Origin of the sequence: Streptomyces sp. NPDC006544 (assembly GCF_040611715.1) — a bacterium.
Lineage (GTDB): Bacteria > Actinomycetota > Actinomycetes > Streptomycetales > Streptomycetaceae > Streptomyces.
This window is the reverse complement of sequence record NZ_JBEXOV010000037.1, coordinates 42,519-69,438: the sequence shown is the minus strand read 5'-3', so window position 1 is coordinate 69,438 and position 26,920 is coordinate 42,519. Positions and strand designations below refer to the sequence as shown.

24 protein-coding genes are annotated in these 26,920 nt (G+C 71.6%); 12 read left to right on the top strand and 12 right to left on the bottom strand.

Translation table 11 applies throughout. The features are described from left to right. Nucleotides 1–2,029, top strand: a 2,029-nt coding sequence (locus ABZY44_RS19070) for an ATP-binding SpoIIE family protein phosphatase (RefSeq protein ID WP_356655220.1), incomplete at its 5' end; no start/stop codon positions are given. A 90-nt stretch (nt 2,030–2,119) separates the two neighbouring features. Here the strand turns inward: ABZY44_RS19070 and ABZY44_RS19065 are convergent. Continuing rightward, entirely contained in the window at nt 2,120–4,390 is a 2,271-nt protein-coding gene (locus ABZY44_RS19065) for a transglycosylase domain-containing protein (protein ID WP_356655218.1), read from the bottom strand. A 243-nt stretch (nt 4,391–4,633) separates the two neighbouring features. Here ABZY44_RS19065 and ABZY44_RS19060 point away from each other — a divergent pair, with 243 nt between their 5' ends. Together ABZY44_RS19060 and ABZY44_RS19055 are read left to right on the top strand one after the other, a co-directional pair. Continuing rightward, the gene (locus tag ABZY44_RS19060; protein ID WP_356655216.1) at nt 4,634–5,596 is read left to right on the top strand and encodes an SPFH domain-containing protein; all 963 of its coding nucleotides are present in this window, start codon (nt 4,634–4,636) and stop codon (nt 5,594–5,596) included. Then, a complete protein-coding gene (locus ABZY44_RS19055) occupies nt 5,593–5,847 on the top strand; it encodes a hypothetical protein (RefSeq protein ID WP_356655214.1) in 255 nt (84 codons plus the stop codon). The genes ABZY44_RS19060 and ABZY44_RS19055 overlap by 4 nt, the downstream gene beginning before the upstream one ends. 40 nt (nt 5,848–5,887) lie before the next feature. Here ABZY44_RS19055 and ABZY44_RS19050 read toward each other — a convergent pair whose 3' ends face one another. Next, entirely contained in the window at nt 5,888–6,829 is a 942-nt protein-coding gene (locus tag ABZY44_RS19050) for a LysR substrate-binding domain-containing protein (RefSeq protein WP_356655212.1), read from the bottom strand. Between the two features lie 141 nt (nt 6,830–6,970). Between ABZY44_RS19050 and ABZY44_RS19045 the strand changes: the two genes are divergently transcribed. Further along, nucleotides 6,971–7,525, top strand: coding sequence for a peroxiredoxin (locus tag ABZY44_RS19045; protein WP_356655210.1), 555 nt, complete (start codon nt 6,971–6,973; stop codon nt 7,523–7,525). Between the two features lie 3 nt (nt 7,526–7,528). Next, nucleotides 7,529–8,068: an alkyl hydroperoxide reductase gene (locus ABZY44_RS19040; protein WP_356655208.1), complete on the top strand. Its 540-nt coding sequence runs from the start codon at nt 7,529–7,531 to the stop codon at nt 8,066–8,068. A gap of 103 nt (nt 8,069–8,171) precedes the next feature. On the opposite strand, the gene ABZY44_RS19035 is transcribed toward ABZY44_RS19040, so the two are convergent. From ABZY44_RS19035 to ABZY44_RS19010, 6 genes are all read right to left on the bottom strand, one after another. Beyond that, entirely contained in the window at nt 8,172–8,882 is a 711-nt protein-coding gene (locus tag ABZY44_RS19035; RefSeq protein WP_356655206.1) for a hypothetical protein, read from the bottom strand. Between the two features lie 24 nt (nt 8,883–8,906). Continuing rightward, nucleotides 8,907–9,737: a hypothetical protein gene (locus ABZY44_RS19030; protein ID WP_356655204.1), complete on the bottom strand. Its 831-nt coding sequence runs from the start codon at nt 9,735–9,737 to the stop codon at nt 8,907–8,909. Next, nucleotides 9,721–11,085 (bottom strand): AI-2E family transporter, encoded by a 1,365-nt coding sequence (locus ABZY44_RS19025; protein ID WP_356655202.1) that lies wholly within the window; start codon nt 11,083–11,085, stop codon nt 9,721–9,723. Before ABZY44_RS19025 ends, ABZY44_RS19030 begins: the two co-directional genes overlap by 17 nt. 142 nt (nt 11,086–11,227) lie before the next feature. Then, entirely contained in the window at nt 11,228–11,944 is a 717-nt protein-coding gene (locus ABZY44_RS19020; RefSeq protein WP_356655232.1) for a transglycosylase SLT domain-containing protein, read from the bottom strand. 395 nt (nt 11,945–12,339) lie between these two features. Beyond that, complete coding sequence (locus ABZY44_RS19015; protein ID WP_356655200.1) at nt 12,340–13,656, bottom strand: PhoH family protein; 1,317 nt, start codon at nt 13,654–13,656, stop codon at nt 12,340–12,342. A 438-nt stretch (nt 13,657–14,094) separates the two neighbouring features. After that, nucleotides 14,095–14,856: an isoprenyl transferase gene (locus ABZY44_RS19010; protein WP_356655198.1), complete on the bottom strand. Its 762-nt coding sequence runs from the start codon at nt 14,854–14,856 to the stop codon at nt 14,095–14,097. Between the two features lie 127 nt (nt 14,857–14,983). On the opposite strand from ABZY44_RS19010, the gene mgrA reads away from it, so the two are divergent. The 4 genes from mgrA (at nt 14,984) to ABZY44_RS18990 (ending at nt 19,119) form a co-directional block, all read left to right on the top strand. Then, on the top strand, nt 14,984–16,021 hold the full coding sequence (gene mgrA, locus ABZY44_RS19005; protein ID WP_356655196.1) for an L-glyceraldehyde 3-phosphate reductase: 1,038 nt from the start codon (nt 14,984–14,986) through the stop codon (nt 16,019–16,021). 341 nt (nt 16,022–16,362) lie between these two features. Next, on the top strand, nt 16,363–16,824 hold the full coding sequence (locus ABZY44_RS19000; RefSeq protein ID WP_356655194.1) for a DUF192 domain-containing protein: 462 nt from the start codon (nt 16,363–16,365) through the stop codon (nt 16,822–16,824). 59 nt (nt 16,825–16,883) lie between these two features. After that, nucleotides 16,884–17,501, top strand: a complete 618-nt coding sequence (locus tag ABZY44_RS18995) for an SMI1/KNR4 family protein (RefSeq protein WP_356655192.1) — start codon at nt 16,884–16,886, stop codon at nt 17,499–17,501. Between the two features lie 331 nt (nt 17,502–17,832). Continuing rightward, nucleotides 17,833–19,119, top strand: coding sequence for an extracellular solute-binding protein (locus tag ABZY44_RS18990; RefSeq protein ID WP_356655190.1), 1,287 nt, complete (start codon nt 17,833–17,835; stop codon nt 19,117–19,119). Nucleotides 19,120–19,230: 111 nt separating this feature from the next. Here ABZY44_RS18990 and ABZY44_RS18985 read toward each other — a convergent pair whose 3' ends face one another. Then, nucleotides 19,231–19,860 carry a hypothetical protein gene (locus ABZY44_RS18985; protein ID WP_356655188.1) on the bottom strand — a complete coding sequence of 210 codons (630 nt, stop codon included), beginning with the start codon at nt 19,858–19,860 and terminating at the stop codon, nt 19,231–19,233. Nucleotides 19,861–20,010: 150 nt separating this feature from the next. Here ABZY44_RS18985 and ABZY44_RS18980 point away from each other — a divergent pair, with 150 nt between their 5' ends. Then, a complete protein-coding gene (locus tag ABZY44_RS18980; RefSeq protein ID WP_356655186.1) occupies nt 20,011–21,162 on the top strand; it encodes a serine hydrolase domain-containing protein in 1,152 nt (383 codons plus the stop codon). A gap of 155 nt (nt 21,163–21,317) precedes the next feature. Here ABZY44_RS18980 and ABZY44_RS18975 read toward each other — a convergent pair whose 3' ends face one another. From ABZY44_RS18975 to ABZY44_RS18965, 3 genes are all read right to left on the bottom strand, one after another. Beyond that, the gene (locus ABZY44_RS18975) at nt 21,318–21,641 is read right to left on the bottom strand and encodes a nuclear transport factor 2 family protein (RefSeq protein ID WP_356655184.1); all 324 of its coding nucleotides are present in this window, start codon (nt 21,639–21,641) and stop codon (nt 21,318–21,320) included. Between the two features lie 119 nt (nt 21,642–21,760). Further along, complete coding sequence (locus ABZY44_RS18970; RefSeq protein ID WP_356655182.1) at nt 21,761–22,591, bottom strand: polysaccharide deacetylase family protein; 831 nt, start codon at nt 22,589–22,591, stop codon at nt 21,761–21,763. Between the two features lie 398 nt (nt 22,592–22,989). Further along, nucleotides 22,990–24,585, bottom strand: a complete 1,596-nt coding sequence (locus tag ABZY44_RS18965; RefSeq protein ID WP_356655180.1) for an MDR family MFS transporter — start codon at nt 24,583–24,585, stop codon at nt 22,990–22,992. A 123-nt stretch (nt 24,586–24,708) separates the two neighbouring features. Between ABZY44_RS18965 and ABZY44_RS18960 the strand changes: the two genes are divergently transcribed. Continuing rightward, entirely contained in the window at nt 24,709–25,296 is a 588-nt protein-coding gene (locus ABZY44_RS18960) for a TetR/AcrR family transcriptional regulator (protein WP_356655178.1), read from the top strand. Between the two features lie 218 nt (nt 25,297–25,514). After that, nucleotides 25,515–26,504 carry an SGNH/GDSL hydrolase family protein gene (locus ABZY44_RS18955; protein ID WP_356655176.1) on the top strand — a complete coding sequence of 330 codons (990 nt, stop codon included), beginning with the start codon at nt 25,515–25,517 and terminating at the stop codon, nt 26,502–26,504. Nucleotides 26,505–26,920 lie beyond the last annotated feature (416 nt).

Genomic DNA, 26,920 nt, shown 5'->3' with positions numbered 1-26,920 from the left:
CCGCGCACGGGCACACGACCCCGGGTCCGGGCCGGCGCAACGGCGCCGGCCCGAACGGGGGCTACAACCGCCGGGCGGGGGGCGGGGTGCCGCGCGCACGCGCGACGCCGAAGCCGCGCGCGCCGCGGCGTCGGCGCACGCCGGCCGCCAGGACGGCGCCGCCGGCTCCGCGCCGGGCCAGGGCGCGGGCGCCGGGGCCGTCGCGGGCGCCGCGCCCCTCGCCGGACCGGAGACCGTCGCGCGCCGGGAAGGGGACCGGCTGCGTTTCGTCGGGGCCGCCACCCGCCGGATCGCGCGCGGGATCGACCTCGACGAGATCGTGCTCGGGCTGTGCCGGGCCACCGTGCCGACGTTCTCCGACGCCATCCTCGTCTACCTGCGGGACCCGCTTCCCGTCGGCGACGAACGCCCCGTCGGACCGGTCGTCTTAAGGCTCCGGCGCACCGACCGGCTGCGGCCGATCGACGAGTTCACCGGCGGCGCCGCCGCCACGGCACCGGGGAACACCGCTCCGGGCCCCGGCGCGGCCGGCGCGGCCCCGGACGGGGAACTCGACTTCAGCCAGCTGGCACTGGTCGGCCCGCAGGGTGACCTGCCCGCCGCCGAGCTCTGCGAGATCCGCCCCGGCGGGGCCCTCGCCGAGGTCCTGCGCGGCGTACGGCCCGTCTTCGGGTCCTCCGCCGCGGCCCGCGCGGCGCTGCCGGAGCTGCTGGGCGCGGACCACCCCGTACCGCGCGGCCAGCGGGCCATCCTCGCGCCGCTGCGGGGCCGGCGCCGCGTGATCGGCGCGGCCGTGTTCCTGCGCACCCCCGAGCGGCCGGCGTTCGAGACGAACGACCTCCTGGTCGCCGCCCAGCTGGCCACCCACACCGCGCTGGGCATCGACAAGGCCGTGCTCTACGGGCGCGAGGCGTACATCGCCGACGAGCTCCAGCGCACGATGCTGCCCGACAGCCTTCCCCAGCCCACCGGGGTCCGCCTCGCCAGCCGCTACCTGCCCGCCGCCGAGACGGCCCGGGTCGGCGGCGACTGGTACGACGCCATACCGCTGCCCGGCAGCCGGGTCGCGCTCGTCGTCGGTGACGTCATGGGCCACTCCATGACCTCGGCCGCGATCATGGGGCAGCTCCGTACGACGGCCCAGACGCTGGCTCAGCTCGACCTCCCGCCCGCCGAGGTCCTGCACCATCTCGACGAGCAGGCGCAGCGACTCGGCTCCGACCGGATGGCCACGTGCCTCTACGCCGTGTACGACCCGGTCTCGCACCGGATCACCATCGCCAACGCCGGCCATCCGCCGCCGGTGCTGCTGCACCTGGGCGGCCGCGCCGAGGTGCTGCGCGTGCCTCCCGGCGCCCCCATCGGCGTCGGCGGCGTGGACTTCGAGGCCGTGGAGCTGGACGCCCCGGCCGGGGCCACCCTCGTGCTGTACACCGACGGCCTCGTCGAGTCCCGGCTGCGGGACGTGTGGACCGGCATCGAGCAGCTCCGCGAGCGCCTCGCCACCACCGCGCAGCTGACGGGGCTGGACCACCCGCCGCCGCTGGAGGCCCTGTGCGACGACATCCTGGACATGCTGGGCCCCGGTGACCGGGACGACGACATCGCGTTGCTGGCGGCCCGGTTCGACGGGATCGCGCCCAGCGACGTGGCGTACTGGTTCCTGGACCCCGAGGAGACCGCGCCGGGCCGGGCCCGCCGGTTCGCCCGCCGCGCCCTGACCCGCTGGGGGCTGGAGGAGCTCGAGGACTCCCTGGAGCTGCTGGTCTCCGAGGTCGTGACGAATGCCGTGCGGTACGCCGAGCGGCCGGTCACGCTGCGCCTGCTGAAGACGGACGTGCTGCGCTGCGAGGTCGGCGACGACTCCCCGCAGCTGCCGCGCCAGCGCCGGGCACGGGACACCGACGAGGGCGGGCGCGGTCTGTTCCTGGTCAACCGGATGGCCCGCCGCTGGGGCGCCACCCGCCTGAGCAGCGGAAAGGTCGTCTGGTTCGAGCTCGCGCTGCCCGGTTCGCCCGAGCGGTCCTGACCGCGACCGGTAGCGGCCACGGCTGCCGTACGCACCACCGCCCCGCAGGCTGCGTGCCTGCGGGGCGGTGGTGCGTGGTCGTGCCTGCGGCTAGGGGTTGGGCAGCGCGGGCGGCGGAACGGGCGGTGTCGGGCCCGTTTTCGTCGGGGTGGGCGTGGGCTTCGACGGCGTCGAGGTCACCGGCGGGGTCGCCGTGGCCGACTTCGAGAGGGTCGGGTCCGGGCTGTTCGTCGCCGGCGTGGTGCTCGGCGGCGGCGTGGTGGCGGACTGGCTCGGCGTGGTCGACGGGCTGATGCTCGTGGACGGCGCCTGGGTCGGGCCCATGTCGGCCTCGTCGAGGTCGAAGGAGGAGCTCTTCGCGCCCTTGAGGGCCTCGAGGGTGTAGTTCTTCCAGATCGCGGCCGGGAAGCTGGAGCCGCCCGCGCGGCCGCCGCCCGCGGTACCCGTCAGGGAGGTCTGGGTGTGGGTGCCGGGCTCGTCGCCGAACATCGCGACGACGGTGACCAGGTCCGGGGTGAAGCCGGTGAACCAGGCGGCCACGTTCTTCTCGGTGGTACCGGTCTTGCCCGCGGCCTCGTAGGCGGAGCTCTTCACAGCCTTGCCGGAGCCGTCTTCGACGACGCCGGTGAGCACCTTGGTGACGGTGTCGGCGGTCTTGCGGCTGATGGCCTGGTCACCGATGGCGACGACGGGCTTGAACTCGCGCTCCGCGTGCTTGGCCGACTTGATGATGCTCGGCGTGACCTTCTTGCCGTGGTTGTCGAAGGTGGCGTAGACCCCGGCCATCTCGGCGGTGTCGGCGCTCATGGTGCCGAGGGACATGGCCGGCTTGTCCGCGGGCCAGCCCTCGCGGTCCTTCATGCCGAGGGCGAGGGCCGTCTTCTTCGCGTTCTCCGGCTTCACGTCCACGATCATCTGGGCGTAGACGGAGTTGACCGACGAGTTGGTGGCGGCCTGCACCGTCATCATCGGGTTGCCGTAGTCCCTGTCGTCCTGGTTCTGCGGGTTGAACGGGATCTTGCTGCCCACGACCGCGCGCTTGCTGGTGCCGTCGTAGAGGGCGTTGGGGGTGATCGGCTTGCCGTCCTGCGTGGTCGACTTGTTCTCCAGGGCGGAGGCGAGCACGACCGGCTTGAAGGTGGAGCCCGGCTGGAAGTCCTTGCGCAGGGCGTTGGTCGTCCACTGCTCGCTCAGTCCGGTGCCGCCGTACATCGCGACGATCGCGCCGGTCTTCGGGTCGACGGAGGTGGCGCCGGCCTGCACGGCGGCGTCGACGGGGCGGCCCTTGCGGTCGAGCTTGGATTCCAGCTCTTCCTGCACGGCCGTCTCCAGCGCGGCCTGCTTCTTCGGGTCGATCGTGAGGGTGATCTCCCAGCCGCCGGTCTTGAGCTGGGCGTCCGTCATGCCGGTCTGCCGCTTGAGCTCTTCGTCCGCGGCCTGCACCAGGTAGCCCTTCTGGCCCTCCATGCCGGGGGCGGCCTTGGGCTTGATCGGCTCCTGGAACTGCATGGTCTTGCGCTTGGCCCCGTCCAGCTTGCCCATGTCGACCATGTTGTCGAGGACGCCGTTGAAGCGGACCATCACGAGGCGCTTGCCGTTCGGTCCGGCGGTCGCCCAGTCGTACTGGTTGGGGGCCTGGAGGAGGGCGGCGAGGTAGGCGCCCTGTTCCAGGGTCAGTTTGTCGGCGTCGACCCCGTAGTAGGCCTGGGCCGCGGCCTGGATCCCGTACGCGTTGCGCCCGTAGAAGTTGGTGTTGAGGTAGCCCGCGAGGATCTCGGGCTTCTTCATCTTCTGGTCGACCTTGAGGGAGATGACCAGTTCCTTCAGCTTGCGCGTCGCGGTCTGGTCCTGGGTCAGGTAGAAGTTCTTGACGTACTGCTGGGTGATCGTCGAGCCGCCCGCCTTGCCCTTGCCCGTGGCCGTGTTGAACAGGCCCCGGGCCACGCCCTTGAGGTCGACGCCGCGGTCCTGGTAGAAGGACTTGTTCTCGATGGCGATGAAGGCGTTCTGCACGTCCGTCGGGATCTTGTCGATCGGGACGATCTGGCGGTTGGTCTCGCCCACCTGCGCGAGCACCGTGCCGTCGGCCAGCTTGTAGACGTTGTTCTCGGTCAGCGCGTTCTTGTTCGGGTCCGGCGGGTCGACGTAGACGTAGAGGGCGACCAGGGCGGCCATGCCGAGCAGGATCATCCCGAAGAAGGTCCCGAGGATCTTCCGCCAGGTGAAGAAGCGGCGTATGCCGGCCGGCTTGCCGGCCTTGCCGGCCTTGCCGCCCTTGCCGTCCTTGCCGTTGGCGCGCCCCCGCGGCGCTCGTCGCGCACCGCGCTGCTGCTGCGCCTTTCGCGCTTCTGCTCGGCCCATCGCTCCCGCTCCGCTCGATAACCCCCGACGTCAGCTCAGAAAGCTAACACCACAGGTTGTGACAAAGGCTGGTGAACCAATGCCAATACTGGTCAATTCGGACGTGAGAATCAGCACCCGCCCCAATGGAACCGACGCGCACCGAGCCCCCGGGGTTGCCGCCCACTGTCGGCGAACTCCAAAAAGTGATATCACTTTGCTAGGCAGCCCGACCGGCTGCCGCCGATTGGAACGGGGCAGACCATGACGAACAAGACGGGCTCGACGACCGGGACCGCGACCGGGACCGCCGAGACCGGGACCGCGCGTCACGCGGCGGGAACCGACGTACGGGAGTTCCCCGCGCGCAGCGTGGGCGGCGGGCTCGCGCTGCTGCTCGGGCTGGCCGGGGTGGCCGGCGGGGCGGGCCTGATCGCCATCGGCTCGGTGGCCGCGGCGGCCGCGGTCAAGGGGAGCCTGATCGCGGTGGGCGTCGCGCTGATCATCGCCTCCCTCGTCGCCATGAGCGGGCTGAACACGGTCGCGCCGGGCGAGGCCCGCGTGGTCCAGCTCTTCGGCCGCTACCGCGGCACGATCCGCACCGACGGGCTGCGCTGGGTCAACCCGCTGACCGCGCGTCGGCCCCTCTCCACCCGGGTGCGCAACCACGAGACGGCCGTCATGAAGGTCAACGACGCCTACGGCAACCCGATCGAGCTCGCGGCCGTCGTGGTGTGGCGGGTCGAGGACACCGCCCGAGCCGTCTTCGAGGTCGACGACTTCACCGAGTTCGTCGAGACCCAGACCGAGGCGGCCGTCCGGCACATCGCGATCGAGTACCCCTACGACGCCCACGAGGACGGCGGCCTGTCGCTGCGCGGCAACTCCGCGGAGATCACCGAGAAGCTCGCCGTCGAGCTGTCCGCCCGCGTCGAGGCCGCCGGCGTGCAGATCATCGAGTCCCGCTTCACGCACCTCGCGTACGCCCCGGAGATCGCCTCCGCGATGCTCCAGCGCCAGCAGGCGGGGGCCGTCGTCGCGGCGCGCACGCAGATCGTCGAGGGCGCGGTGGGTATGGTCGAGCTCGCCCTGACCCGCCTCGCGGAGCAGGACATAGTGGACCTCGATCCCGAACGGAAGGCCGCGATGGTGTCCAACCTGATGGTGGTCCTGTGCGGTGACCGCGCGGCTCAGCCGGTCGTCAACACGGGCACCCTCTACCAGTGAGCCCCGACAGCGGCGCGGAGCCCGCGCCCGCCGGCGGGGCGAAGCCCGCCCGGCAGGCCCGCAAGCAGGTGCTGCTGCGGCTCGACCCGCAGGTGCACGACGCGCTCGCGCGGTGGGCGGGCGAGGAACTGCGCAGCGCCAACGCGCAGATCGAGTTCCTGCTCCGCCGCGCCCTGGCCGAGGCGGGCCGGCTTCCCGGCGGGGCGGGCCCCATCCCGCCCCGCGGCCGGCCGCCGAAGCCCTCCGCCTGATCGGCGCCGCCCCGCACCGTTCACCCCGTACGCCCGCGCCTCAGTCCGTCAGCCAGACGGGGAGCGGTCGTACGGCCTCGCGCAGCGCGTCGGCGACCGCCCGGAACTCCTCCTGCCGGGCCGTTCCCGTGCGCATGGCCAGCGCGATGCGCCGGGAGGGCGCGGGCTCGGCGAAGTACCCGGTGGCCAGCTGCTCGTTGCGGGCGGTCTCCAGGCGCAGGGCGGTGCGCGGCAACAGGGTGACGCCCAGTCCCCCGGCGACCAGCTGTACGAGGGTGGAGAGCCCGGCGGCGGTCGTGGTGACGTCGGCCCCGGTGGTGCGTCCCGCGTCGCGGCAGATGTCGAGGGCCTGGTCGCGCAGGCAGTGCCCTTCGTCGAGGAGGAGCAGCTGCAGCCCGCGCAGTTCCTCGGGCGGGATGTCCTGGCGCCCGGCGAGGGGGTGGTCTCGGGGCAGGAGCAGCACGAAGTCCTCGTCGAAGAGCGGGAGTTCGGTGACGCCGGGGACCGCGAGCGGCACGGCGAGCAGCAGCAGGTCGAGCCGCCCGGCGGCCAGCCCCTCCAGCAGCGAGGCCGTCTGCTCCTCGTGGACCTGGAGGTCCATGCGGGGGTAGCGCCGGTGGAAGAGCCCGAGCACGGTCGGCAGCAGGTACGGGGCCACGGTGGGGATCACCCCGAGCCTGAGCACCCCGGTGAAGGGGGCGCGTACCGCCTCGGCCTCCTCCAGCAGTCCGCCCACGGCCTCGAGCACGGCCCGCGCGCGGACCGCGATGCGCTCCCCGGCCGGGGACAGCAGCACCTTGCGCGTGGTCCGCTCCAGCAGCCGGACCCCGAGCGCCTCCTCGAGCGCGGACACGGACCCGGAGAGCGCGGGCTGACTCATCCCGATGGCGCCGGCCGCGTCCCTGAAGTGCAGGTGCTCGGCGACGGCCGCGAAGGCCCGCAACTGCGCGAGGGTCGGCTGCTTCGCTCCCCTGTTACCCATAGCCACTGATAGGCACCTCCGATCACTGATCACTAGAGTAGCTATTTCCACAATCAATGCAGCTGTGTCAGCATGTGAGATCCGTCCAACCCTCACGGAAAGCCCCCAAAAGGTTGCTTTCCCTCCCCGCAAGGAGAGCACGTGCTCACTGTCGGCGACCAGTTCCCCACCTACGACCTGACCGCCTGCGTCTCGCTCGAGGCCGGCAGCGAATTCGCGCAGATCGACCACAAGACCTACGAGGGCAAGTGGAAGGTCGTCTTCGCGTGGCCGCTCGACTTCACCTTCGTGTGCCCGACGGAGATCGCCGCCTTCGGCAAGCTCAACGAGGAGTTCGCCGACCGCGACGCCCAGATCCTCGGCTTCTCGCTCGACTCCGAGTACGTGCACCACGCCTGGCGCAAGGACCACGCCGACCTGCGTGACCTTCCCTTCCCGATGATGTCCGACGTCAAGCGCGAGCTCTCCACGGACCTGGGCATCCTCGGCCAGGACGGCCTGCCCATGCGCGCGGTCTTCATCGTGGACCCGAACAACGAGATCCAGTTCTCCATGGTGACCGCCGGTTCCGTCGGCCGTAACCCCAAGGAGGTCCTGCGGGTCCTCGACGCCCTGCAGACCGACGAGCTGTGCCCCTGCAACTGGACCAAGGGCGAGAGCACCATCGACGCCGGCGCGCTGCTGGCCGGTGAGTGACGGATGTCCCTCGACTCCCTCAAGTCCGCCATACCGGACTTCGCCAAGGACCTGAAGCTGAACCTCGGCTCGGTCATCGGCAACCAGGACACCCTGACGCAGCAGCAGCTGTGGGGCACCGTCCTGTCCTGCGCGATCGCCGCCCGCTCCCCGCGCGTCCTGGGCGAGCTGGAGCCGGAGGCCAAGGCGGCCCTGTCGCCGGAGGCGTACACCGCCGCCAAGTCGGCCGCCGCGATCATGGCGATGAACAACGTCTTCTACCGCACCCGCCACCTGCTGAGCGACCCGGAGTACGGCAGCCTGCGCGCCGGCCTGCGGATGAACGTCATCGGCAACCCGGGCGTGGAGAAGGTCGACTTCGAACTGTGGTCGCTCGCCGTCTCCGCGATCAACGGCTGCGGCCAGTGCCTGGACTCGCACGAGCAGGTCCTGCGCAAGGCCGGGGTCGACCGCGAGACGGTCCAGGAAGCCTTCAAGATCGCCTCGGTGATCCAGGCCGTCGCCGTCACCCTCGACGCCGAGGCCGCCCTCGCGGGCGAGTAGCACCCGCACGCGCCCCGGGGGCCCCCCGCAGCCGCTCCGGCCGCGGGGGGCCCTTTCGCACGGACGCCCCGGGGCCACGCTCTGACGACGAGGCGCCGAGCCCCTAGCGCCGCAGTTTCGCCATCAGCGACCGCATGTCCTCGATCATCGCCGCCTCGATCGCATCGCCGTCGACGCCGGCGTCGGCGTCGGTCTCGTCCGCCTCCGGCTGGTACCACTCCACCGTCAGGGTGAGGACCGCTCCCCCGTCGAGCACCATGAGCCGCTCGCCGCTCCTCCCGTAGTACCGGTCGAGCAGGGCCCGGTCGCCGAGGCCGGGCACCTCGCGGCGCTCCCCGAGGTCCAGCCGGATCCCCGCGTCGGACCCGGGTCCCGAGGCGAACTCGGCCGCGGGGTCCCGCTCCTTGTGGAGTTCGACCAGCATCCGGGCCCCGTAGAGGACGGACCCCTTCTCGTACCGCATGCCGCTGCGGCAGTACGCCCAGTCCTGCGCGCGGTCCACGCCCTGGCTGGTCTCGGAGGTCTCGAAGGGCCGGCCGACGGCCTGGCCGAGGGTGGTGAACCCGGTCTCCCGGCACAGGTCTGCGGAGTGCCGATAGTCGATGCGAGGGGCGCCGGCGAGACGGTCCTGCACGGCGAGCGCGCCCGCCCACGCCGCCGAGGCCACCGCCATCCCGCCCAGCGCCCACAGCCACGGCGCACGCGGGCCCCGTACGCGTGCGCGCTCGCGCACGGCGTCCGGCCGTGCCTTTACGGCCTCCCCGGCCGGCCCGGCCCCGTCCCAGCCCCCGTCGATCTCGGGCTCGCCGATCACCCCGTACCCCCCTTCCTCCCCCGACTACCTGCGCAGGTCCTTCATCAGGGTGTGCATGTCGTCGATCATCGCAGCCTGGATCGCGTCGGCATCGGGCTCGGGGGGCGCCGCCGGGGGGCCGGTGCCCACCGCTGCCCCGCTCCCGGCCGGCTCCCCGGCCCCGTCCGTCCACGCCGTCACGTGCAGGGTGAACACCGCGCCCCCGTCGAGCACGGTCAGCCGCCACCACTTCCCGTAGTCCGACTCCGAGATCAGCGCCCGTTCCCCGAGCCCCGGCACCGAGCGCGGGGAGGAGCTGCCCGTGCCCAGCCAGCCCGCGGTCCCGGGATCCGCTCCGAACTCCGGGGCGGGGTCCGTGAGTTTGTGCAGCGCCACCGAGACCTGGACCTCGTACGAGAGCGCGGGCGCCGACGCGGGCTCCGACCCGGGCGCCGACGCGGTCGACTTCGCGCCGAGCGGCGGTGTGCGCAGCATGCAGAGCGCCTGGTCCACGCCCGGGTGTTCCCACCGGCTCGGGGTGAACTCCCATCCGCGGACCCCGCCCAGCCGGGCCAGTACGGGCAGCTTCGCGTCGACGCACAGGCTCACCGGCACCGCGTACCGCAGCGGCGGCCGGTCGTCCTGCGGCGCCAGCGCCCACCCCGCGCCCGCCCAGAGCGCGGAGGCGGCCAGCGCCCCGCCCAGCGCCCACCGCCAGGGCCTGCGGGCGTCCGCGTGCTTCGCGGCCGGCGCCGGCGACCCGGCCGGTCCCGCGGGTGGATCCGCCGGCCCGGTCGGTTCCGGGCGCCGCGGGCCCTCCCACGGGCTCTCCCGCGGGCCGGACCAGCTTCCGTCGAACTCAGGCTCCGTTATCACCCGTGCGCGTCTCCCCCGTCTCGTGAAGTGTCTGTCCCAGGGCCGTCGCCCCGTGCGGCCCGGGGCCGACCGGGGGGTGTCCGTGGTGGAACTGCTCACGGGAGTAGGCCCGCAGGTAGACGACCACGGTGTTGGTGACGGCGACCAGCGGAACGGCGACGACCGCCCCGCCGATGCCGGCGACCATGCCGCCGGCCGCCACCGACAGCACCACCGCGAGCGGGTGCACGCGTACCGCCCGGCCCAGGATGAACGGCTGGAGCACGTGCCCCTCGATCTGCTGGACCGCCAGGACCACCAGCAGCACCATCAGCCCGATGAACGGCCCCTGGGTCACCAGTGCCACGACCACGGCGAGTGCGCCGGAGATCACCGCGCCCACGAGCGGGATGAAGGCGAACAGGAAGATGAAGACGGCCAGCGGCACGGCCATCGTCACGTCGAGGAAGTACAGCCCGAGGCCGATGAAGATGGCGTCGATGAGCGCGACGAGGACCGTGCCCCGCACGTACGCCGTCAGGGTGCGCCAGGCGCGCGGACCGGCGCCCGCGACGCCGGGCCGGGCGGCCGCCGGGAGCAGGCCCAGCGTCCAGGTCCAGATGCGCTTGCCGTCGTAGAGCAGGAAGAGCGTGGAGAACATCGCGAGCAGCATGCCCGTCAGCACCTCGACGAGGACCGTCACGCCCTGCAGTCCGGCGGAGGTGATCTGCTCGGTGTTGGTGCCGATGGTCTCGCTGAGGTTCTTCGCGATGTCGTTGATCTGCTTCTCGGTCACGTGGAACGGGCTGTCCAGTGCCGCGAGTTTGAGCTCGTTGATGCCGTCGCGGAGCCGGTCGGAGAGATCGTCCAGGTTCTCCATGACCTGCCAGACCACGAACCAGCCGACCAGTCCGATGACCACGAAGCCGAGGATCGCGGTGACCGCCGTGGCCAGTCCCCGCGGCATGCCGAGGCGGCGCAGCCGGACCACGAACGGCTGGAGCAGGGCCGTGACGAGGAGGGCGGCGGCGAAGGCGAGGATGACCAGGCGGACTTCGCTGATCACCCTCATCAGGATCCAGACCATCCCGGCGAGGAGCAGCAGCCGCCAGCTCGCCTCGGCGGCGACGCGCAGGCCCCACGGGATGACGGCGACCGGATCGGGGCGCACGGGAGCTCCGGGGTGCACGTGGTGCCCGGCGCCCGCGCCGTCGGGGGGCGCGGTGGGCGGGGCCGCGGGCGGCGCTGGGCGCGCGGGCAGGCCGCCGGCGGTCTCCGCCTCGACCTCGGCCCTCCGCTCGTCGAGCCTCGCCTCCATGCTGCTCAGCTTGTGACCGAGTCTGCCGAGCCAGCCTGTCGATTTCACCATGTCGTTCCCTTCCCCCGCCCCCGCCCCGACCTCCTGCCCGGACACACCGCGAATATGACCGTACACGCGAGGAGCCCCGCACCGTAGGACGGTGCGGGGCTCCTCGAGGTTGAGGTGCGCGGGTGCGTTCCTCGGGCCGTGACTAGTACCAGCCGTTGGCCTGGTGGAAGTTCCAGGCTCCGCACGGGCTGCCGTAGCGGCCGTTCATGTAGTTCAGACCCCACTCGATCTGGGTGGCGGGGTTGGTGCGCCAGTCGGCACCGGCCGAGGCCATCTTCGAACCGGGCAGGGCCTGGACGAGACCGTAAGCCCCGGAGGACTTGTTCACGGCCTGGTAGTTCCAGGTGGATTCCTGGTTGATGATGTTGGAGAAGCACTGGAACTGCCCCGCCGGGACCATCTGCTGGGCGATGGCCTTGACCTGCGCGACCGTGTACGAGCCCTGGAGCGCGAAGTCGGATCCGTCGCGGGAGGCGGAACGGCTTGCAGCCTGCTCCTTCTCCTCGCGCTCCTTCTTCGCCTTGTCGTCCGCGGCCTTCTGGGCTTCGGCCTTCTTGGACTTGGCGTCCTGGGCGGCCTGCACGCGGGCGGACTCCTCCGCCGAGCGCTTGGCGTCGACGTCGGCGGCGTGGGCGATGGCGTCGGCCTGCTGCGTCAGGGACGCGTTCTGGACCTGTGCCTGCTCGCCGACCGGAATGTCAGTGAGGAGAGTCGTCCCGGACGCGGTCGTCTCGAGATCGTTCGAGGTGGGGTCGCCAGTGGCAACGCCCACGACTGCGCCGACGGTGGTGACCGCCGTGGCCGAAGCCACTGCGAATCCCCGAACCGAGATCCGGCTCACACGGTGTCCTTCCAGCAGCGTCCGCAGTGACCGCGCGGGCGCAATAGTGCCCTCGACACTGGCCTCCGTGGTGGTGCGGTCACTGGAGACGCGGGCCCGTGGGCAACTCCCTCGCGGGAGTGGCTCGTGATGCTCCGGGCGGCATACGGCGATCGGTTGTGGAGTTAGTGGTGCTGCGCGCATCTCACGGGAGATACAGGTGTGCCGTATGCGGGGCCTGACGGAAAACAGACTCTGCCGGACCTCGGCGCCGCAGGGCAATTATCCACTGCGTGGGAAAGGTCACACCTGGGAGGTCGCCGTTGTTTGCGCCGAAGCCCTGTGCACGAGGGCGCCGCCCGGCTAGGCTTCTGGGCCTTTGCCGGGCGGCGCCAACTCACCTTCCCGCTATGGGGCTTTTACCCCCTTCGCGACTACAGGTTCTCCAGCATCTCGGTGACCAGTGCGGCGATCGGGGAGCGCTCGGAGCGGGTGAGGGTGATGTGCGCGAAGAGCGGATGCCCCTTCAGCTTCTCGACCACGGCGACGACTCCGTCGTACCGGCCGACGCGCAGGTTGTCCCGCTGGGCCACGTCGTGGGTGAGGACCACCCGCGAATTGGCCCCGATCCGGGACAGAACGGTCAGCAGGACGTTGCGCTCCAGCGACTGCGCCTCGTCCACGATCACGAAGGCGTCGTGCAGCGAGCGGCCGCGGATGTGCGTGAGCGGCAGGACCTCCAGCATCCCCCGGGTCAGCACCTCCTCGATGACCTCGCGCCCGGCGACCGCCGAGAGGGTGTCGAAGACCGCCTGCGCCCAGGGGCTCATCTTCTCGGAGGCGTCCCCGGGGAGGTAGCCGAGGTCCTGGCCGCCGACCGCGTACAGCGGCCGGAAGACCATGACCTTCTGGTGCTGCCTGCGCTCCAGCACGGCCTCCAGGCCCGCGCACAGCGCCAGCGCCGACTTTCCGGTGCCGGCCCGGCCGCCCATCGAGATGATCCCGATCTCGGGGTCGAGGAGGAGGTCGAGCGCGATGCGCTGCTCGGCGCTGCGGCCGTGCAGCCCGAAGGCCTCGCGGTCGCCCCGTACGAGCTTGACGTTGCCGTCGGCCGTGACCCGGCCGAGCGCCTTGCCGCGCTCGGACTGCAGGACGAGCCCCGTGTGCACGGGCAGTTCGGCGGCCTCGGGCACGTACAGGCGCTCCTCCGAGTAGAGGAGGTCCACCTGCTCGCCGGAGAGGGCGAGTTCGCTCATGCCGGTCCAGCCGGCGTCCGTGATCGCGAGCTCGGCGCGGTACTCCTCCGCCATCAGCCCCACGGAGGAGGCCTTGATGCGCAGCGGGAGGTCCTTCGAGACGACCGTGACGTCGTATCCCTCGGCCTGCAGGTTGCGCGCGACCGCGAGGATCCGCGAGTCGTTGTCCCCCAGCCGGAAGCCCGCGGGCAGGACGCTCGGGTCGGAGTGATTGAGCTCGACGCGCAGGGTGCCGCCCAGATCGCCCAGCGGGATGGGTGCGTCGAGGCGACCGTGGCGGACCCGGAACTCGTCGAGCAGGCGGAGGGCCTGACGGGCGAAGTAGCCGAGTTCGGGATGGTGCCTCTTTGCCTCCAGCTCGGTGATCACCACGATCGGGAGCACGACCTCGTGCTCGTCGAACCGGGAGATCGCGTTGGGGTCTGCCAGCAGGACGCTGGTGTCGAGGACGTAGGTCCGCCTGTCGGGCAGGCGGCTCTTAGTGCTGGTCACCACGGAAGGACGTACCCCCTCGGAAGAGGTCGGGCCATGAAGACCGGACCGGTCATCGGCACCCATGCGCGGGCCGACTCCCGGCCCTCCACTGCGTCCGTGCGAACCGCACGTGCGTCCTGGTGCAAAGGGCCTCCCGGGCGGACGACCCCATGCCGTCCGCTGAGACTCGATACCCGTGGATCGGGCATCGACCTGCAAGGGGTATTCCCCGTATGGGTCCAGCCATGCCATGGCATATGACGGACGCTCGGTGAATCCCTGGTGAAGGCCTCGCGCCGGGGCCCGCGGGCAGCGGGGAGGGGCGTGCGGGGGCGGGCCGACGGCGCGCGCCGGGGCGCGGTCCGCCCGCGCGCGCGGCGCGGGGCAGCGCCGGGGGTGGAGCGGGAAGCCTCAGGTCAGATGCCGTGCGGTGCCGTACAGGAGGGGCCTGCGGGTGGGTCAGGTGCCGTAGCGCCGGTGGCGGGCGGCGTAGTCGCGCAGGGCGCGCAGGAAGTCGACCTTGCGGAAGGCCGGCCAGAAGACGTCGCAGAAGTAGTACTCGGAGTGCGCGCTCTGCCAGAGCATGAATCCGGACAGCCGCTGCTCGCCGCTGGTGCGGATCACGAGGTCCGGGTCGGGCTGGCCGCGGGTGTAGAGGTGCTCCGCGATGTGGTCGATGTCGAGGATCTCGGCGAGCTCCTCGAAGGAGGTGCCCTTCGTCGCGTGCTCCAGCAGGAGGGAGCGGACGGCGTCGGCGATCTCCTGGCGGCCGCCGTAGCCGACCGCGACGTTGACGAGTATCCCGTCGACGCCGTGGGTGGCCTCCTCGGCCTCCTTCAGGACGTTCTGCGTCCCGGCGGGCAGGATGTCGAGGTTGCCGACGTGGTGGACGCGCCAGCGGCCGTCGGCGGCGAGGCCGCGCACGGTGTTCTCGATGATGTTGAGCAGCGGGCGGAGCTCGACCTCGGGCCGGTCCAGGTTGTCCGTGGAGAGCATCCACAGGGTGACGACCTCGACGTCCGTCTCGGTGCACCAGCCCAGCATCTCGGAGATCTTGTCGGCCCCGGCCTGGTGGCCCTGTTCCGTGGTGCCTCCGGACGCCTTCGCCCAGCGGCGGTTCCCGTCCAGAATGACGCCGATGTGCTTGGGCGCCGCGTCATGGTCGAGGCGGCCTTCCACCCGGCGTGCGTAGAGCCTGTACACCAGGTCGCGCAGCTTCACGATCTTCCAGCCCCTCCGAGCAATGCCCCCGTGCGAAATGCGGTCCCCCCGAATCCGCCACATTACTGCGAGGCGGGATCCGGCTTCCAACTCGGTCGTGTCACAAGTCCGTGATAGGGAGGACATCGTGACTGAAAACAATCCCTATCGGGCAGAGCCCTCACGCTACGACTCCATGGAGTACCGGCGCACCGGCCACAGCGGCCTCAAGCTCCCCGCGATCTCGCTGGGCCTCTGGCACAACTTCGGCGACGACAAGTCCCTGGAGTCCCAGCGGGCGATTCTGCGCCGTGCCTTCGACCTCGGCGTCACCCACTTCGACCTGGCCAACAACTACGGGCCGCCCCCCGGCTCGGCCGAGCTCAACTTCGGCAAGATCTTCGCGCAGGACTTCGCGTCCCACCGCGAGGAGCTGGTGCTCTCCACCAAGGCCGGCTACCTGATGCACGAGGGGCCCTACGGCGAGTGGGGCAGCCGCAAGTACCTGCTCGGGTCGCTGGACGCCTCGCTGAAGCGGATGGGCGTCGACTACGTCGACGTCTTCTACTCGCACCGCTTCGACCCGGACACCCCGCTGGAGGAGACCATGGGCGCGCTGGCGTCCGCGGTGCAGCAGGGCAAGGCGCTGTACGTGGGGGTGTCCTCCTACACGGCGGAGCAGACCGCCGAGGCGGCGCGGATCCTGCGCGAGATGGGCGTCCGCCCTCTCATCCACCAGCCCTCCTACTCCATGATCAACCGCTGGACGGAGGAGGACGGCCTGCTGGACACCCTGGAGGAGGCCGGCATGGGCTGCATCTCGTTCGTGCCGCTCGCCCAGGGACTGCTGACCGGCAAGTACCTCCAGGGCATTCCGGAGGGCTCGCGGGCCACGCAGGGCAAGTCCCTCAACCCGGACCTGCTCTCGGACGAGGTCCTGCGCCGGCTGAAGGGCCTGAACGAGATCGCGGCGCGGCGCGGGCAGACCCTGGCCCAGCTCGCACTGAACTGGGTGCTGCGGGACGAACGGATGACCTCGGCGCTGATCGGCGCGTCGAGCGTGAAGCAGCTCGAGGAGAACGTGGCTTCGCTGTCCGGAGCGCCGCTCTCGGAGCAGGAGTTGAAGGAGATCGACTCCTTCGCGGTATCCACCCCCGGCGCCAACATCTGGGCCCAGCGAGGCTGACCTGCGGCTTTGTCCCCGGCCCGGGAAGAACAAAAAACGGGCCGGTCCGTGGGGGGGATACGGACCGGCCCGAGGGGGGGGTTCCACCATAACCCTTCGTAAAGCCCGCTGCGTGCATTGCGGCGAAATGACTACGCTCCGAATTCATCCGGCCGCACTGCGCTGAGTCTCCGGCGCCCTCGAAACGGTCCCGCAACAGCCCCGGAGGCCTTGCGGGGACTGGGCCGGGGCCCTTATGGGAGCACCTGCGGCACGCGTACGGGGGCCCTCCTCCCCGTACCCCCCACGAGGGACCCCCGTTCGCGCGCCGCCTTGACGCCCCACGCCCTACTCTGGCCGGCATGGGGATCAGGGGGCACTGGCGCGACGGCGGGGCGACGCTGGCCCTCGCCCCGGAGGCCGGGGCGGCGGCGGAGACGGCTGGCGGGACGGCGGCGGGCACGGCTCGCGGGACGGCGGCGGGGGCGGCTGCGGGGACGGCGGGGCGACCGGCCGAGGTGCCCGTGGAGGTCGCGGCCTCGTACAGGGCCCGGACGCGCGGGCTGCTCGGGCGGGACGGCATCGAAGGGGCCATGCTGCTCACCCCGGCCGCCGGCGTCCACACCTTCCGGATGCGCTTCGCCATCGACGTGGCCTACCTGGACCGGCACCTCAAGGTCATCGCGCTGACCACCATGGCCCCCGGCCGGCTCGGCTTGCCGCGCCCGCGCGCCCGGCACGTCCTGGAGGCCGAGGCGGGCGCCATGGCCTCCTGGGGGCTGCGCGTGGGGTCCGTACTGCGGCTCCGGCCCGACTCGCGCTAGGCGCGGTCCCCCGCCGGCGGTAGGTTGGGGCGGTTGAGCCGGGGTGGCAGGGGAGCGGTATGACCGAGAACGTGCGCGTCAAAGCGCTGGAGCAGATCATGCCGGCGACCCACGGAGCCGACGAGGACATCGACTGGCAGGCGGCCGAAACCGTCTGGGGTCACGCCTTCCCCGCCGATTTCGTCGCCTTCATGGGCCGCTTCGGGGCGGGCTCGATCAACGGCGAGGCGAGCGTGCTGCTGCCGCTGCCCAAGCCCGGCCTCCAGTGGGCCCCGGCGCAGATGGCGGAGGAGACCGACAATGCCCGCCAGGCCTGGGAGGCCGAGGGCGGCCGCGCCGCCCTCGACGTGGACCCCGGGTCGATCCTCGCCTGGGGCGTCACGGGCGGCTCCGACATCCTGTGCTGGCTCACGACCGACCCCGACCCGGACCGCTGGCCCGTCCTGGTGGTCGGCCGGCACACCGCCGACCCCTTCGCGGTGTACCCGTACGGCATGGCCGAGTTCCTCTACCGCCTGTGCTCCGACGAGTTCGACGTGAGTCCGGTCGGCATCACCTTCTGGGACGGCGGCCACCTCAGCTTCGTGCACTGGCAGAAGGCCCAGCGCCGCTGGCAGGAGGGGCGCAACCCCGAGACGGGCGAGCCCGATCCGTACGCGGGCGACTTCGCGGACTGAAGCCCTCCGCGTTCCGTCCCGCGCCCGCGCCCGCGCCCCACACCGACGGCTACACCGACACCGACACCGATCCCGACCCGTTCCGCGGCCCTCCCCTGGCCGGAAACGGGCGTTTCGGCATGTCTACGCGCGTCCGGTTTCACGATCGCATATCGGAAAACACCAGCCGGAAAAGCCGCAGTTGGAGCATTGACCACAAGTGCCGACCCCATGGAACCAATCGCTCTTCCGCAGGAGAGAATTCCGGCCAACGAGCCGCTGCGGAACACGACGGTCCGGAGCAACTCATAAGTAACAACAGAACTCAAAAGAAATTCAGGGGAATACGCCCGTGCGAAGAAGAATCTTCGGCACGGCCGCCACCGCGGTCGTGCTCGGCCTGCTGATACCGCTCGCCGGATGCGGCTCCGACGGAAGCGGTGCAGATGACAGCGGCACGCTGCACCTCGTCGCCGCCGAATACGGTGACGGCCCGGCCAACAGTTCCAAAGCGTTCTGGGACAAGGCGACGGCCGATTTCACCGCCGTCCACCCGGGCATCAAGGTCGAGGTGAAGCTCCTCCCGTGGGCCGACATCGACCGTGAAGTCTCTCGTATGGTCAAGGCCGGCAAGGCGCCGGACATGGCCCTGATGGGGGCTTATTCGGACTTCGCCGCGCAGGGCAAGCTGTATTCCGCGAGCGAGCTCTTCTCGATCACCGCGGAGGCGAACTTCCTCCAGCCGCTCGCCGAGGCCGGCTCCGTCCACAACACCCTCTACGGCCTGCCCTTCGTCGCGAGCAGCCGCCTCCTCTTCTACAACGAGGCGCTGTTCGCGCAGGCGGGCATCAAGAGCGCCCCCAGGACGTGGGGGGACCTCAAGGCCGCCGCCAAGGCGCTCAAGGACAAGGGCGTGAAGTATCCGTACGCGATGCCCTTGGGCCCGGAGGAGGCGCACGCCGAGGCGATGATCTGGGAGCTCAGCAACGGCGGCGGGTACGCGGACAACAGCGGGAACTACAGCCTGGCCTCCGAGCAGAACATCCACACCTTCAAGTGGATCAAGGAGAACCTGGTCGCTCCCGGGCTGCTCGGCCCCACCCCGCCGTCCCAGCTCAACCGGGCCGACGCCTTCGCGGCGTTCACGCGCGGCGAGGTCGGCATGCTCAACGGCTACCCCTCGCTCGCCCACGAGGCGCGCGCCAAGGGCATCGGGGTCGCCGCCGTCGCGATGCCCGTCTCGGACAGCCTGGGCTCCGGGGAGAGTCCGCCGACGATGGGCGTGGCCGACTGGATGATGGCCTTCAGGCAGAACGGCCACCGCGAGGAGATCGGCGCGTTCCTGAGCTTCCTCTACCAGGACAAGACCCTGTCGGACTTCGCCGGCCGCTACCACCTGCTGCCGTCCACCACCACCGCCTCGCGGGCGCTGGCCGGCGGAGGTCTGGAGAAGAACGACGAGCAGTTCCTGAGTGCCCTGCGCGTCGCCCAGCTCTACCCGGTCAACGACCCGTCCTGGGTGACGGTCAGCGACACCGTCAAGCGCAACATCGGCCGGGCCGTGGACCCGGGCGGCGACCCGAAGGCCGTCCTGGAGGAGATCGCGCTGCAGGCCCGCGAGGAGTCCAAGAACCACTGACGGGCCCCGCCCCGCGCGGCGCCACGGCTGTCCGGCCCTCGACCCGGGGCCCGTCGGCCCGGCCACTGCCCGCCGAGCGCCCACAAGGCGCCACGCCGGCCGGAGGGGCGGTCAGCTCGCGCCCTGGTTCTGGGGGGTGAAGGCCGTGCGGTACTGCTCGCAGCTGGAGTCCCAGGGGAGGGAGCCGGTGAGGGTGCCGTAGCCGGTGCGCGTCAGCGACCACTCCACCGTGTACGTGCCCGTGTCGCACGCGATGCGCTTGCCGCCCGGGACCTTCGTACGGCCCGTCGCGGGCCGGCCGGTCAGCTCCTGGTGGACCTCGGCGGCCTTGGCGCGGCGCACGTCGCGCAGAACCGCGTGCACGACGATCGGATGCTTGCCGTCCTTGGTCGTCAGCACCTTCTTGACCCCCTGCGAGTCCGCCACCGACCACGCGAACTCGTACCCCGGCTCCCAGGCGAGGGTCTTCGGGTCGGGGACCTTGCGTTCGTAGGATTCGGCGCCCTTGGGGCCGGGGCGGGTGACCGTCTCGTACCGGATGCCGGGCTGGAAGCGGAACTGCGCCTCCACCTTGTGCATGTCGTCCTTGGTCCACATCGACTTCATCGCCTTCTCCCCTCCGCTCGGGTCCTGGAGGTACGGCGCGCCGTCCGCGGCGGTGGCGGCGCCCTGGCCGAGGGCCGGGGCGAGGGCCGCGGCGGCGGTGGCGAGGGCGAGGGCGGCGATGCGGGTGGGCTTCATGCCCGGTCCAACGGGGCCCTCCGGCGGGCCGGAACGACACGGGGCGGCCTTTCACCCGTACGAGGTCCGGAATATCCCCTGCTCGTCGCCGTGTTGGCGTGTCCGCAGGCGGATCCACGGACAACGTCCGTGCACACCAGGGGGGAACGCGTGAGGGTGGATGTCAACGGCACGGTGGCGGCGGGCTGGGAGCCGGTGCGCGAGGAGTTCGGGGCCTTCGTGGCGGCCGAGCGGAGCTCGCCGGAGGCGCAGCTCGCGGTGTACCACCGCGGCCGGCGCGTCGTCGACCTGTGGGCGGGCGAGGACACCGGCCCGGACACCCTGAGCGGGGTCTTCTCGATCACCAAGGGCGCGACGCACCTCGTCGTCGCCCTCCTCGCACAGGACGGCGTACTGGAGCTGGACCGGCCGGTGTCGGCGTACTGGCCGGAGTTCACCGGGGAGGGCAAGGAGCGGCTGACGGTGCGGCAGCTGGTCGCGCACCAGGCGGGGCTGGTCAACACCGGAGCGGGCTTCGACTACGAGGAGATCGCGGACGACGCGCTGATCGCGGCGCGGCTGGCCCGCCAGAAGCCGTACTGGGAGCCGGGGACCGCGTACGGCTACCACGCCTTCGTGATCGGCGCGCTGACCGGTGAGGTCGTGCGGCGGGCCACCGGGCGCTCGCTCCAGGAGGTCTACGAGGAGCGGATCCGCGCGCCGTTCGGCCTCGACCTGTACATGGGGCTCCCCGAGGCGCTCGAGGACCGATGGAAGCCGGTCCTGGACACCGTGCTGACGCCCGCCCAGGCCGCCTTGCGCGCGGCGGGCGCGGCGCACGTGCCGGAGCTGCTGCCCGTGGCGTTCAACTGGCACCGGGAGCAGCCGATGGACCTGGTCGCCTTCGCCAACCACCCGCGGGTGCGGGCCCTCGGCCCAGCCTCGGCCGGCGGGACCGGCTCGGCGCGGGGCGTCGCCGCCCTGTACGCGGCCGCGATCGGCGTCCTCGACGGCCGGCCCGCTCTGCTGACCCCGCGCACGGCTGCCGAGGCGGCCCGGCCGCACGGGGCGGAGCTGGGCCCGGACCGGGTGACGGGCGAGACCGACCACTTCGCCCTCGGCTTCGAGCAGCAGCCCGCGGTCGGCCCGGCGGCCTTCGGCCACTCGGGCGCCGCGGGCGGCCAGGGCTTCGCCGACCCGGCGACGGGCGTCGCGTACGGCTACACCCGCCGCCGCTTCGGCTTCCCGGGCGGCCTGGCGCATGAGAACGCCGCCCTGACGGCGGCGGTACTGCAGGCTGCGGGGGACGCCGGGCGCGGCTAGTGCCGTGCCCGGGTCGGGCGGGGGGGGCCGCCGGCTCGCGGTCCTGAGCGGGCGGGCGGGTGGGTCGGGCGGGGTCGGACCGGCCGGCCCGGGGGCGTACACGCGTCCGGGCTGCGGACGGGCTTCCGGGCTGCGGACGGGCTTCCGGGCTGCGGCTACGCCTGCCCGGTCTCGAAGCGGCCGATCCGTCCGCCGTCGGTGACGGTGAAACGCCAGGCGGTGTGCATCGAACCCCAGGTGTCGTTGCGGTAGTCGACGACGAGGGCGCGCCCTCCCTCGGACTCGGACAGGACGTCCATGTGGCCGTTGACGGAGAAGATCTCCTTGTCGGCCCAGGAGCCGATGTCCCGGTCCGACCCGTCGTCGGACATGGTCGCGCCCCCGGCCAGGGCGGCGGCGAAGGCATCCCGGTCCCCCGCGTTGACGGCGCGGACGAAGGCGCGGACGGCGGAGTCGGACAGCTGGTCGGGGGCGATCACGGGGCCTCCTGGGGGCGTTCGTACGGCGGCGCTCGCGCGGACGGACGGACGGGCGCGGCACCACCGTACGGCCGGACCGGCAGCGGGGGCGGCACCCCGGCCCGCCGACCGACGGCGTGTCAGGCGCTGGGGCCGGTGACCACCGGGAAGCCGGTGGGCCGGCCCTGTTCCTTCAGCCAGGCCAGGACCCGGTCGAGGGCTTCGACGGTCTGGGCGCGGTTTCCGCCGCCGTCGTGGAAGAGGACGGTCGGGCCGTTGCCGATCTCGGACTTGACGGTGTCGAAGATCGCGGCGGCGCCCGGCTTGCTGAAGTCCTTGCTGTCGATGTTCCAGCCGAGCGGCCGCATGCCGTGGGCGGCGGCCAGGGCGCGGCTCTCGGGGGTGAACGCGCCGCCGGGGGCCCGGTAGTACTCCACCTTGGTCCCGCCGCCCGCGGCCTCCTCGATCAGCCTCTTGGCTTCGAGGACCTGCTGCTGCTGGTAGGCGAGGGGCTTCTTGCCCATGCCGGTGTCGTGGTCCATGGTGTGGTCGCAGAGCCGGTTGCCCTCCGCCACGACCCTCTTGACGAGGTCGGGGTGGGCCTGGGCCTGCGGGCCGATCATGCAGAAGGTCGCCTTCACGTCGTACTTGTTCAGTACGTCGAGCACCTTCGGGGTCCACACGGGGTCCGGGCCGTCGTCGATGGTGATGTTGACGGTGTTGCCGCCACCCTCCGACGCGTGGGCTATGCCGTCGGGAACCCGTCCCGGATTCCCGGGCGCCTGCGGGTCGGTGGCGCCGGCGCCGCTCGCGGGATCGTCCGTCCCCCGGGAGGCGTGCGCGCGGTCGGCGTCGTGGCCCGGTCCGACGACGGCCGTCACCGCCCACACCGTTCCCGCCACCGCCACGGCCGCCGCGACGACGGCGATCCGGGCCCGTATGCCCTGCGTCTGCGTGCGTGTGCGCGCCATGAACCCCAATGTGTTGTCTCAACTCCCCATTCGACGTCCGCCGTGCGAGCTCGCACTGGTCAGGACGCCCACCGCGGATGAGAAGTTCCAGCCGAATGGCCCATAAATTCCGTGTTGCACGATTTTGGGACTTGATCGTCCGGAGCGTGTCCCGGCGGAGAACCGGACGCCCGGTCGGCCCCCTGCGGGCCGCCCCGGGCCGAAGTCCCCGTACCCGAGGTGCGGTTCACCCTTCCGGGAGCAGGGCAGTCGCCCGCGGTTCCCGTTCCCCGTACCGCTCACGCCGACGGCGGGCGCCGGTCGGTGCCGGCGGGCGCCGGTGCGGGATGCGCGAAAACGGCCCGGCCCCGGCGGAAGGGTTCTTCCACCGGGGCCGGGCCTCGTGCGCTGGGGGTGAATCAGTGGGCGAGCGACGCCGCCTGCGCGGCCTTCGCGTCCTGCTCCGCGCCGTCGCCGGGGGTACCGGCCGGACCCGCGCCCCGGAGCGGGACCTCCTTGACGAACCAGGCGGCCGCGAAGCCCAGTAGGGCGATGCCCGCGCCGAGCAGGAAGGCCGAGTGGGTGCCGGCGGCCACCGCGTGCTGGTAGGCCTCGCGGACGACGCCGGGCAGCTTCGCCAGGCTCGCCGCGTCCAGCTGGGCCGAGCCTGCCTTGGCGGCGGCCTCGGGGCCGAGGCGCTCGGTCATGGTGTCGGTGACCTGGCTGGTGAAGAGCGAACCCATGAGGGCGACGCCGAAGGAGCCGCCGAGCGTGCGGAAGAGGGTGGCCGAGGAGGACGCGACGCCCATGTCCTTCATCTCGACGCTGTTCTGCGCGACCAGCATCGTGATCTGCATCAGGAAGCCGAGGCCGGCGCCGAGGACGGCCATGTACACGCCCGACATCAGGCGGGTGGTACCGGTGTCCATCGTCGCGAGCAGGAAGAGCCCGGCGACCATGAGCCCGCCGCCGACGATCGGGAAGATCTTGTACTTGCCGGTGTTCGTGGTGACGCGGCCCGAGATCAGCGAGACGACCATCATCGAGAGCAGCATCGGCAGGAGCAGCAGGCCGGAGTTGGTGGCCGAGGCGCCCTGGACGGACTGCTGGAACAGCGGCAGGTAGAGCACGCCGCCGAACATCGCGAAACCGACGAGGAAGCCGATGACGGCCATCAGGGTGAAGTTGCGGCTGCGGAAGATGTGCAGCGGCATGACCGGCTCCGCGGCCCTGGTCTCGGCGTAGACGAACGCGGCGATGGAGACGACGCCGACGGCGATCAGGCCGATGATCTCGACGGAACTCCAGGCGTACTCCGTGCCGCCCCAAGTGGTGACGAGGACGGTGGAGGTGATCGCGATGGTCAGCAGCGCCGCGCCGAGGTAGTCGATCCTGGGGCGTTCGCCCTGGTCCTTCTTCTTGGGAAGGTGCAGGACCGCGGTCACCATGGCCAGGGCGACGGCGCCGAGCGGGAGGTTGATGTAGAAGGACCAGCGCCAGCCCATGTGGTCGGTGATGGTGCCGCCGACCAGCGGGCCGCCGATCATGGCGAGGGCCATCACGCCGGCCATCATGCCCTGGTACTTGCCGCGCTCACGGGGCGGGATCAGGTCGCCGATGATCGCCATGACGCCGACCATCAGACCACCGGCACCGAGGCCCTGGATCGCGCGGAAGCCGATGAGCTGACCCATGTCCTGGGCCATGCCGCTGAGCGCCGAGCCGATCAGGAAGATGACGATCGAGGTGAGGAAGGAACCCTTCCGCCCGTACATGTCGCCGATCTTGCCCCAGATGGGGGTGGAGGCCGCGGTGGCCAGCGTGTAGGCGGTGACCACCCAGGAAAGGTGCTCCAGGCCGCCGAGCTCGCCGACGATGGTGGGCATCGCGGTACCGATGATCATGTTGTCGAGCATGGCCAGCAGCATCGCGATCATGAGGGCCATCAGGACGACCCGTACGCTGCGCGGCTTCACCTCCCCGGAGGTGTCCGCCTTCTTCGTGTTCTCGACCATGTTCCACTCCCCTGGCGCACGTGCACCGGTCCCCGGCACTTACTTGCCGCCCGGCTAGTTCACTACACTGGGGAAGGTAGACCCGTAACTAGCCGGGCGTCAAGTAAGTAGTTTGGGGAACGCATGTCCAGCAGCCGTCCACAGCAACGCCGCGGCGATACGCGTCAGCGCATCCAGGACGTCGCGCTGGAGCTCTTCGCCGAGCAGGGGTACGAGAAGACGTCACTGCGCGAGATCGCGGAGCGGCTGGAGGTCACGAAGGCGGCGCTGTACTACCACTTCAAGACCAAGGAAGACATCATCATCAGCCTGTTCGAGGACCTCACCCGGCCCATCGACGAGCTGATCCGGTGGGCGGAGGGGCAGACGCGCACGCTGGAGATGAAGCAGGAGGTCTTGCGCCGTTACAGCGAGGCGATGGCGGGCGGCGCCTCCCTCTACCGCTTCATGCAGGAGAACCAGGCGTCGCTGCGGGAGCTGAGCATCGGCGAGACCGTGAAGAAGCGGCTCTTCGCCCTGGTGGACCTCCTGCGGACGGGCCAGGAGGACGCCCCACTGGTCGACCAGGTCCGCTGCGTGAGCGCCCTCTTCACCCTGCACGCGGGAATGATGTTCCTCCAGCACGTGGAGGGCGACCCCGAGGAGACCCGCCAGGCGGCCCTGGAGGTCGCCACGGACCTGATCACCCAGGCGCACCGGCAGCACGCGTAGGGATTGCGCGCGCCGGGGAGGCCGTGGAGGATTCGGACACCCTGGAGGCCACACCCCCCGGGACGCCCCCCGATCGCCCGGCCGGGGCGGTCCGCTCGCCGGCATTCACCCGATGGGGCGAACCGAACCCCGGATCATTACTCTGTGTAATCGGATCCGCTACTTTTGGTGATGCGCGCTGCGGAAGAGCCGCGGCGCCCGAGCCAAAGGGCACCGCCATGATCCGTCTGTCGCTCGCCGGCATCGCTGCCGCCGCCACGCTTCTCGCCACCGCTCCGGCGCCCGCGCCGGCGGCCCCTCTCCATTACGTCGCCCTCGGGGACTCGTACAGCGCGGGCTCCTTCGTCCGCCCGTGGAACGCCGACGGGTGCGGCCGCTCCGCGCACGACTACCCGCACCAGGCGGCGTCGCGCCTCAAGGTGAAGCTCACCGACGTCACGTGCTCCGGCGCCGAGGTCAGAGCCGGGCTACTGGCACGGCAGTCCGAGCTGAAGGGGCCGCCGTCGGTACCTCCCGCAGGCGGCTGGGCTCCCAAGCCGGCCCAGGTGGGGGCGGTTTCCGCGACCACCGATCTCGTCACGGTCGGTGTCGGCGGCAACTCCGTGGGCTTCGCCGACATCCTCGAGACCTGTGCGCGGCAGGGCCTGGCCTCCTTCGGGACCGGCTCTCCCTGCACGGCCCGCTACACGCGCGGCGAGGCCGCCTCCCGGCTCGATGAGCGGTTCGCCTCGCTGGAGGCCGACTTGGCCGCCCTGCTGAAGGAGTTGCACGCGCGCGCCCCGCGCGCCAAGGTCGCGGTCGTCGGATATCCGGCCGTCGTGGACGACGCGGCGGGCTGCTCCTGGGGCTCCTGGCAACAGCTGGGCACCGTCACCAAGGGGGACATGCCCTGGCTGGACTCCGTGGAACGCCGGGTCAACACCGTCCTGAGGGACTCGGCCCGGCGGGGCGGTGCGGAGTTCGTGGACACGTACGCCTCCAGCGTCGGCCACGGGGTGTGCGTGACGGGCGAACAGCGCTGGATGTACGGGATCAAGGACAGTCTGACCGGGCCGGGCGGGCAGAGCGACCCGCCCTCCGAGCTCTGCCGGTCCATCCCGGCCCCGGGCGAGGCCTGCACCGCCCTCCACCCCAACGTCCGGGGCGCCACCCACCAGGCGGACCTCGTCACCCAGGCCCTGACCGAACTGGGGGCGACCAGAAGGTGAGGCGGGCCCGAGGCCGGGGACCGACGGCGGCCCCCTCCGGGACCTCGGTCCGCCCGTCAGATGGCCCGGCCACCCCGACGAGGTCGCCGCCGCGGCCTTGTTCCCCGCCTTGTTCCCCGCCTTGTTCCCTGCCTTGTTCCCCGCCTTGGGCATGTCCTCCCGCATGACCGGCGCCAACTCGCCCTCGACCGCGGCTGGACGGCCGGCCGGCGGGGCCCGGGGCGATCGTCCCCACTCCGTTCGATCGTGGCAAGCGCATACGATGACGTGGCTTGAGGGGTCCTAGGGGTGGGAGATGTGTACATGGGGCTCAGTTCCGAGTGGGAGAGCTGTTCGGCTCCGGTGCCGGCGCCGGGTCCGGGTCCGGGTCCAGCCCGCAGATGACGCTGGCGTCGGCCTCAGCGCCGGGCGACGGC

Coding starts and splice junctions, on each gene's coding strand:
- ABZY44_RS18985 (WP_356655188.1), bottom strand. CDS start 19,860: ATGAAGCCCACCCGCATCGCCGCCCTCGCCCTCGCCACCGCCGCCGCG.
- ABZY44_RS18965 (WP_356655180.1), bottom strand. CDS start 24,585: ATGGTCGAGAACACGAAGAAGGCGGACACCTCCGGGGAGGTGAAGCCG.
- ABZY44_RS19000 (WP_356655194.1), top strand. CDS start 16,363: ATGGGGATCAGGGGGCACTGGCGCGACGGCGGGGCGACGCTGGCCCTC.
- ABZY44_RS19025 (WP_356655202.1), bottom strand. CDS start 11,085: ATGGTGAAATCGACAGGCTGGCTCGGCAGACTCGGTCACAAGCTGAGC.
- ABZY44_RS19040 (WP_356655208.1), top strand. CDS start 7,529: ATGTCCCTCGACTCCCTCAAGTCCGCCATACCGGACTTCGCCAAGGAC.
- ABZY44_RS19065 (WP_356655218.1), bottom strand. CDS start 4,390: ATGGGCCGAGCAGAAGCGCGAAAGGCGCAGCAGCAGCGCGGTGCGCGA.
- ABZY44_RS18955 (WP_356655176.1), top strand. CDS start 25,515: ATGATCCGTCTGTCGCTCGCCGGCATCGCTGCCGCCGCCACGCTTCTC.
- ABZY44_RS18995 (WP_356655192.1), top strand. CDS start 16,884: ATGACCGAGAACGTGCGCGTCAAAGCGCTGGAGCAGATCATGCCGGCG.
- ABZY44_RS18960 (WP_356655178.1), top strand. CDS start 24,709: ATGTCCAGCAGCCGTCCACAGCAACGCCGCGGCGATACGCGTCAGCGC.
- ABZY44_RS19050 (WP_356655212.1), bottom strand. CDS start 6,829: ATGGGTAACAGGGGAGCGAAGCAGCCGACCCTCGCGCAGTTGCGGGCC.
- ABZY44_RS19060 (WP_356655216.1), top strand. CDS start 4,634: ATGACGAACAAGACGGGCTCGACGACCGGGACCGCGACCGGGACCGCC.
- ABZY44_RS18970 (WP_356655182.1), bottom strand. CDS start 22,591: ATGGCGCGCACACGCACGCAGACGCAGGGCATACGGGCCCGGATCGCC.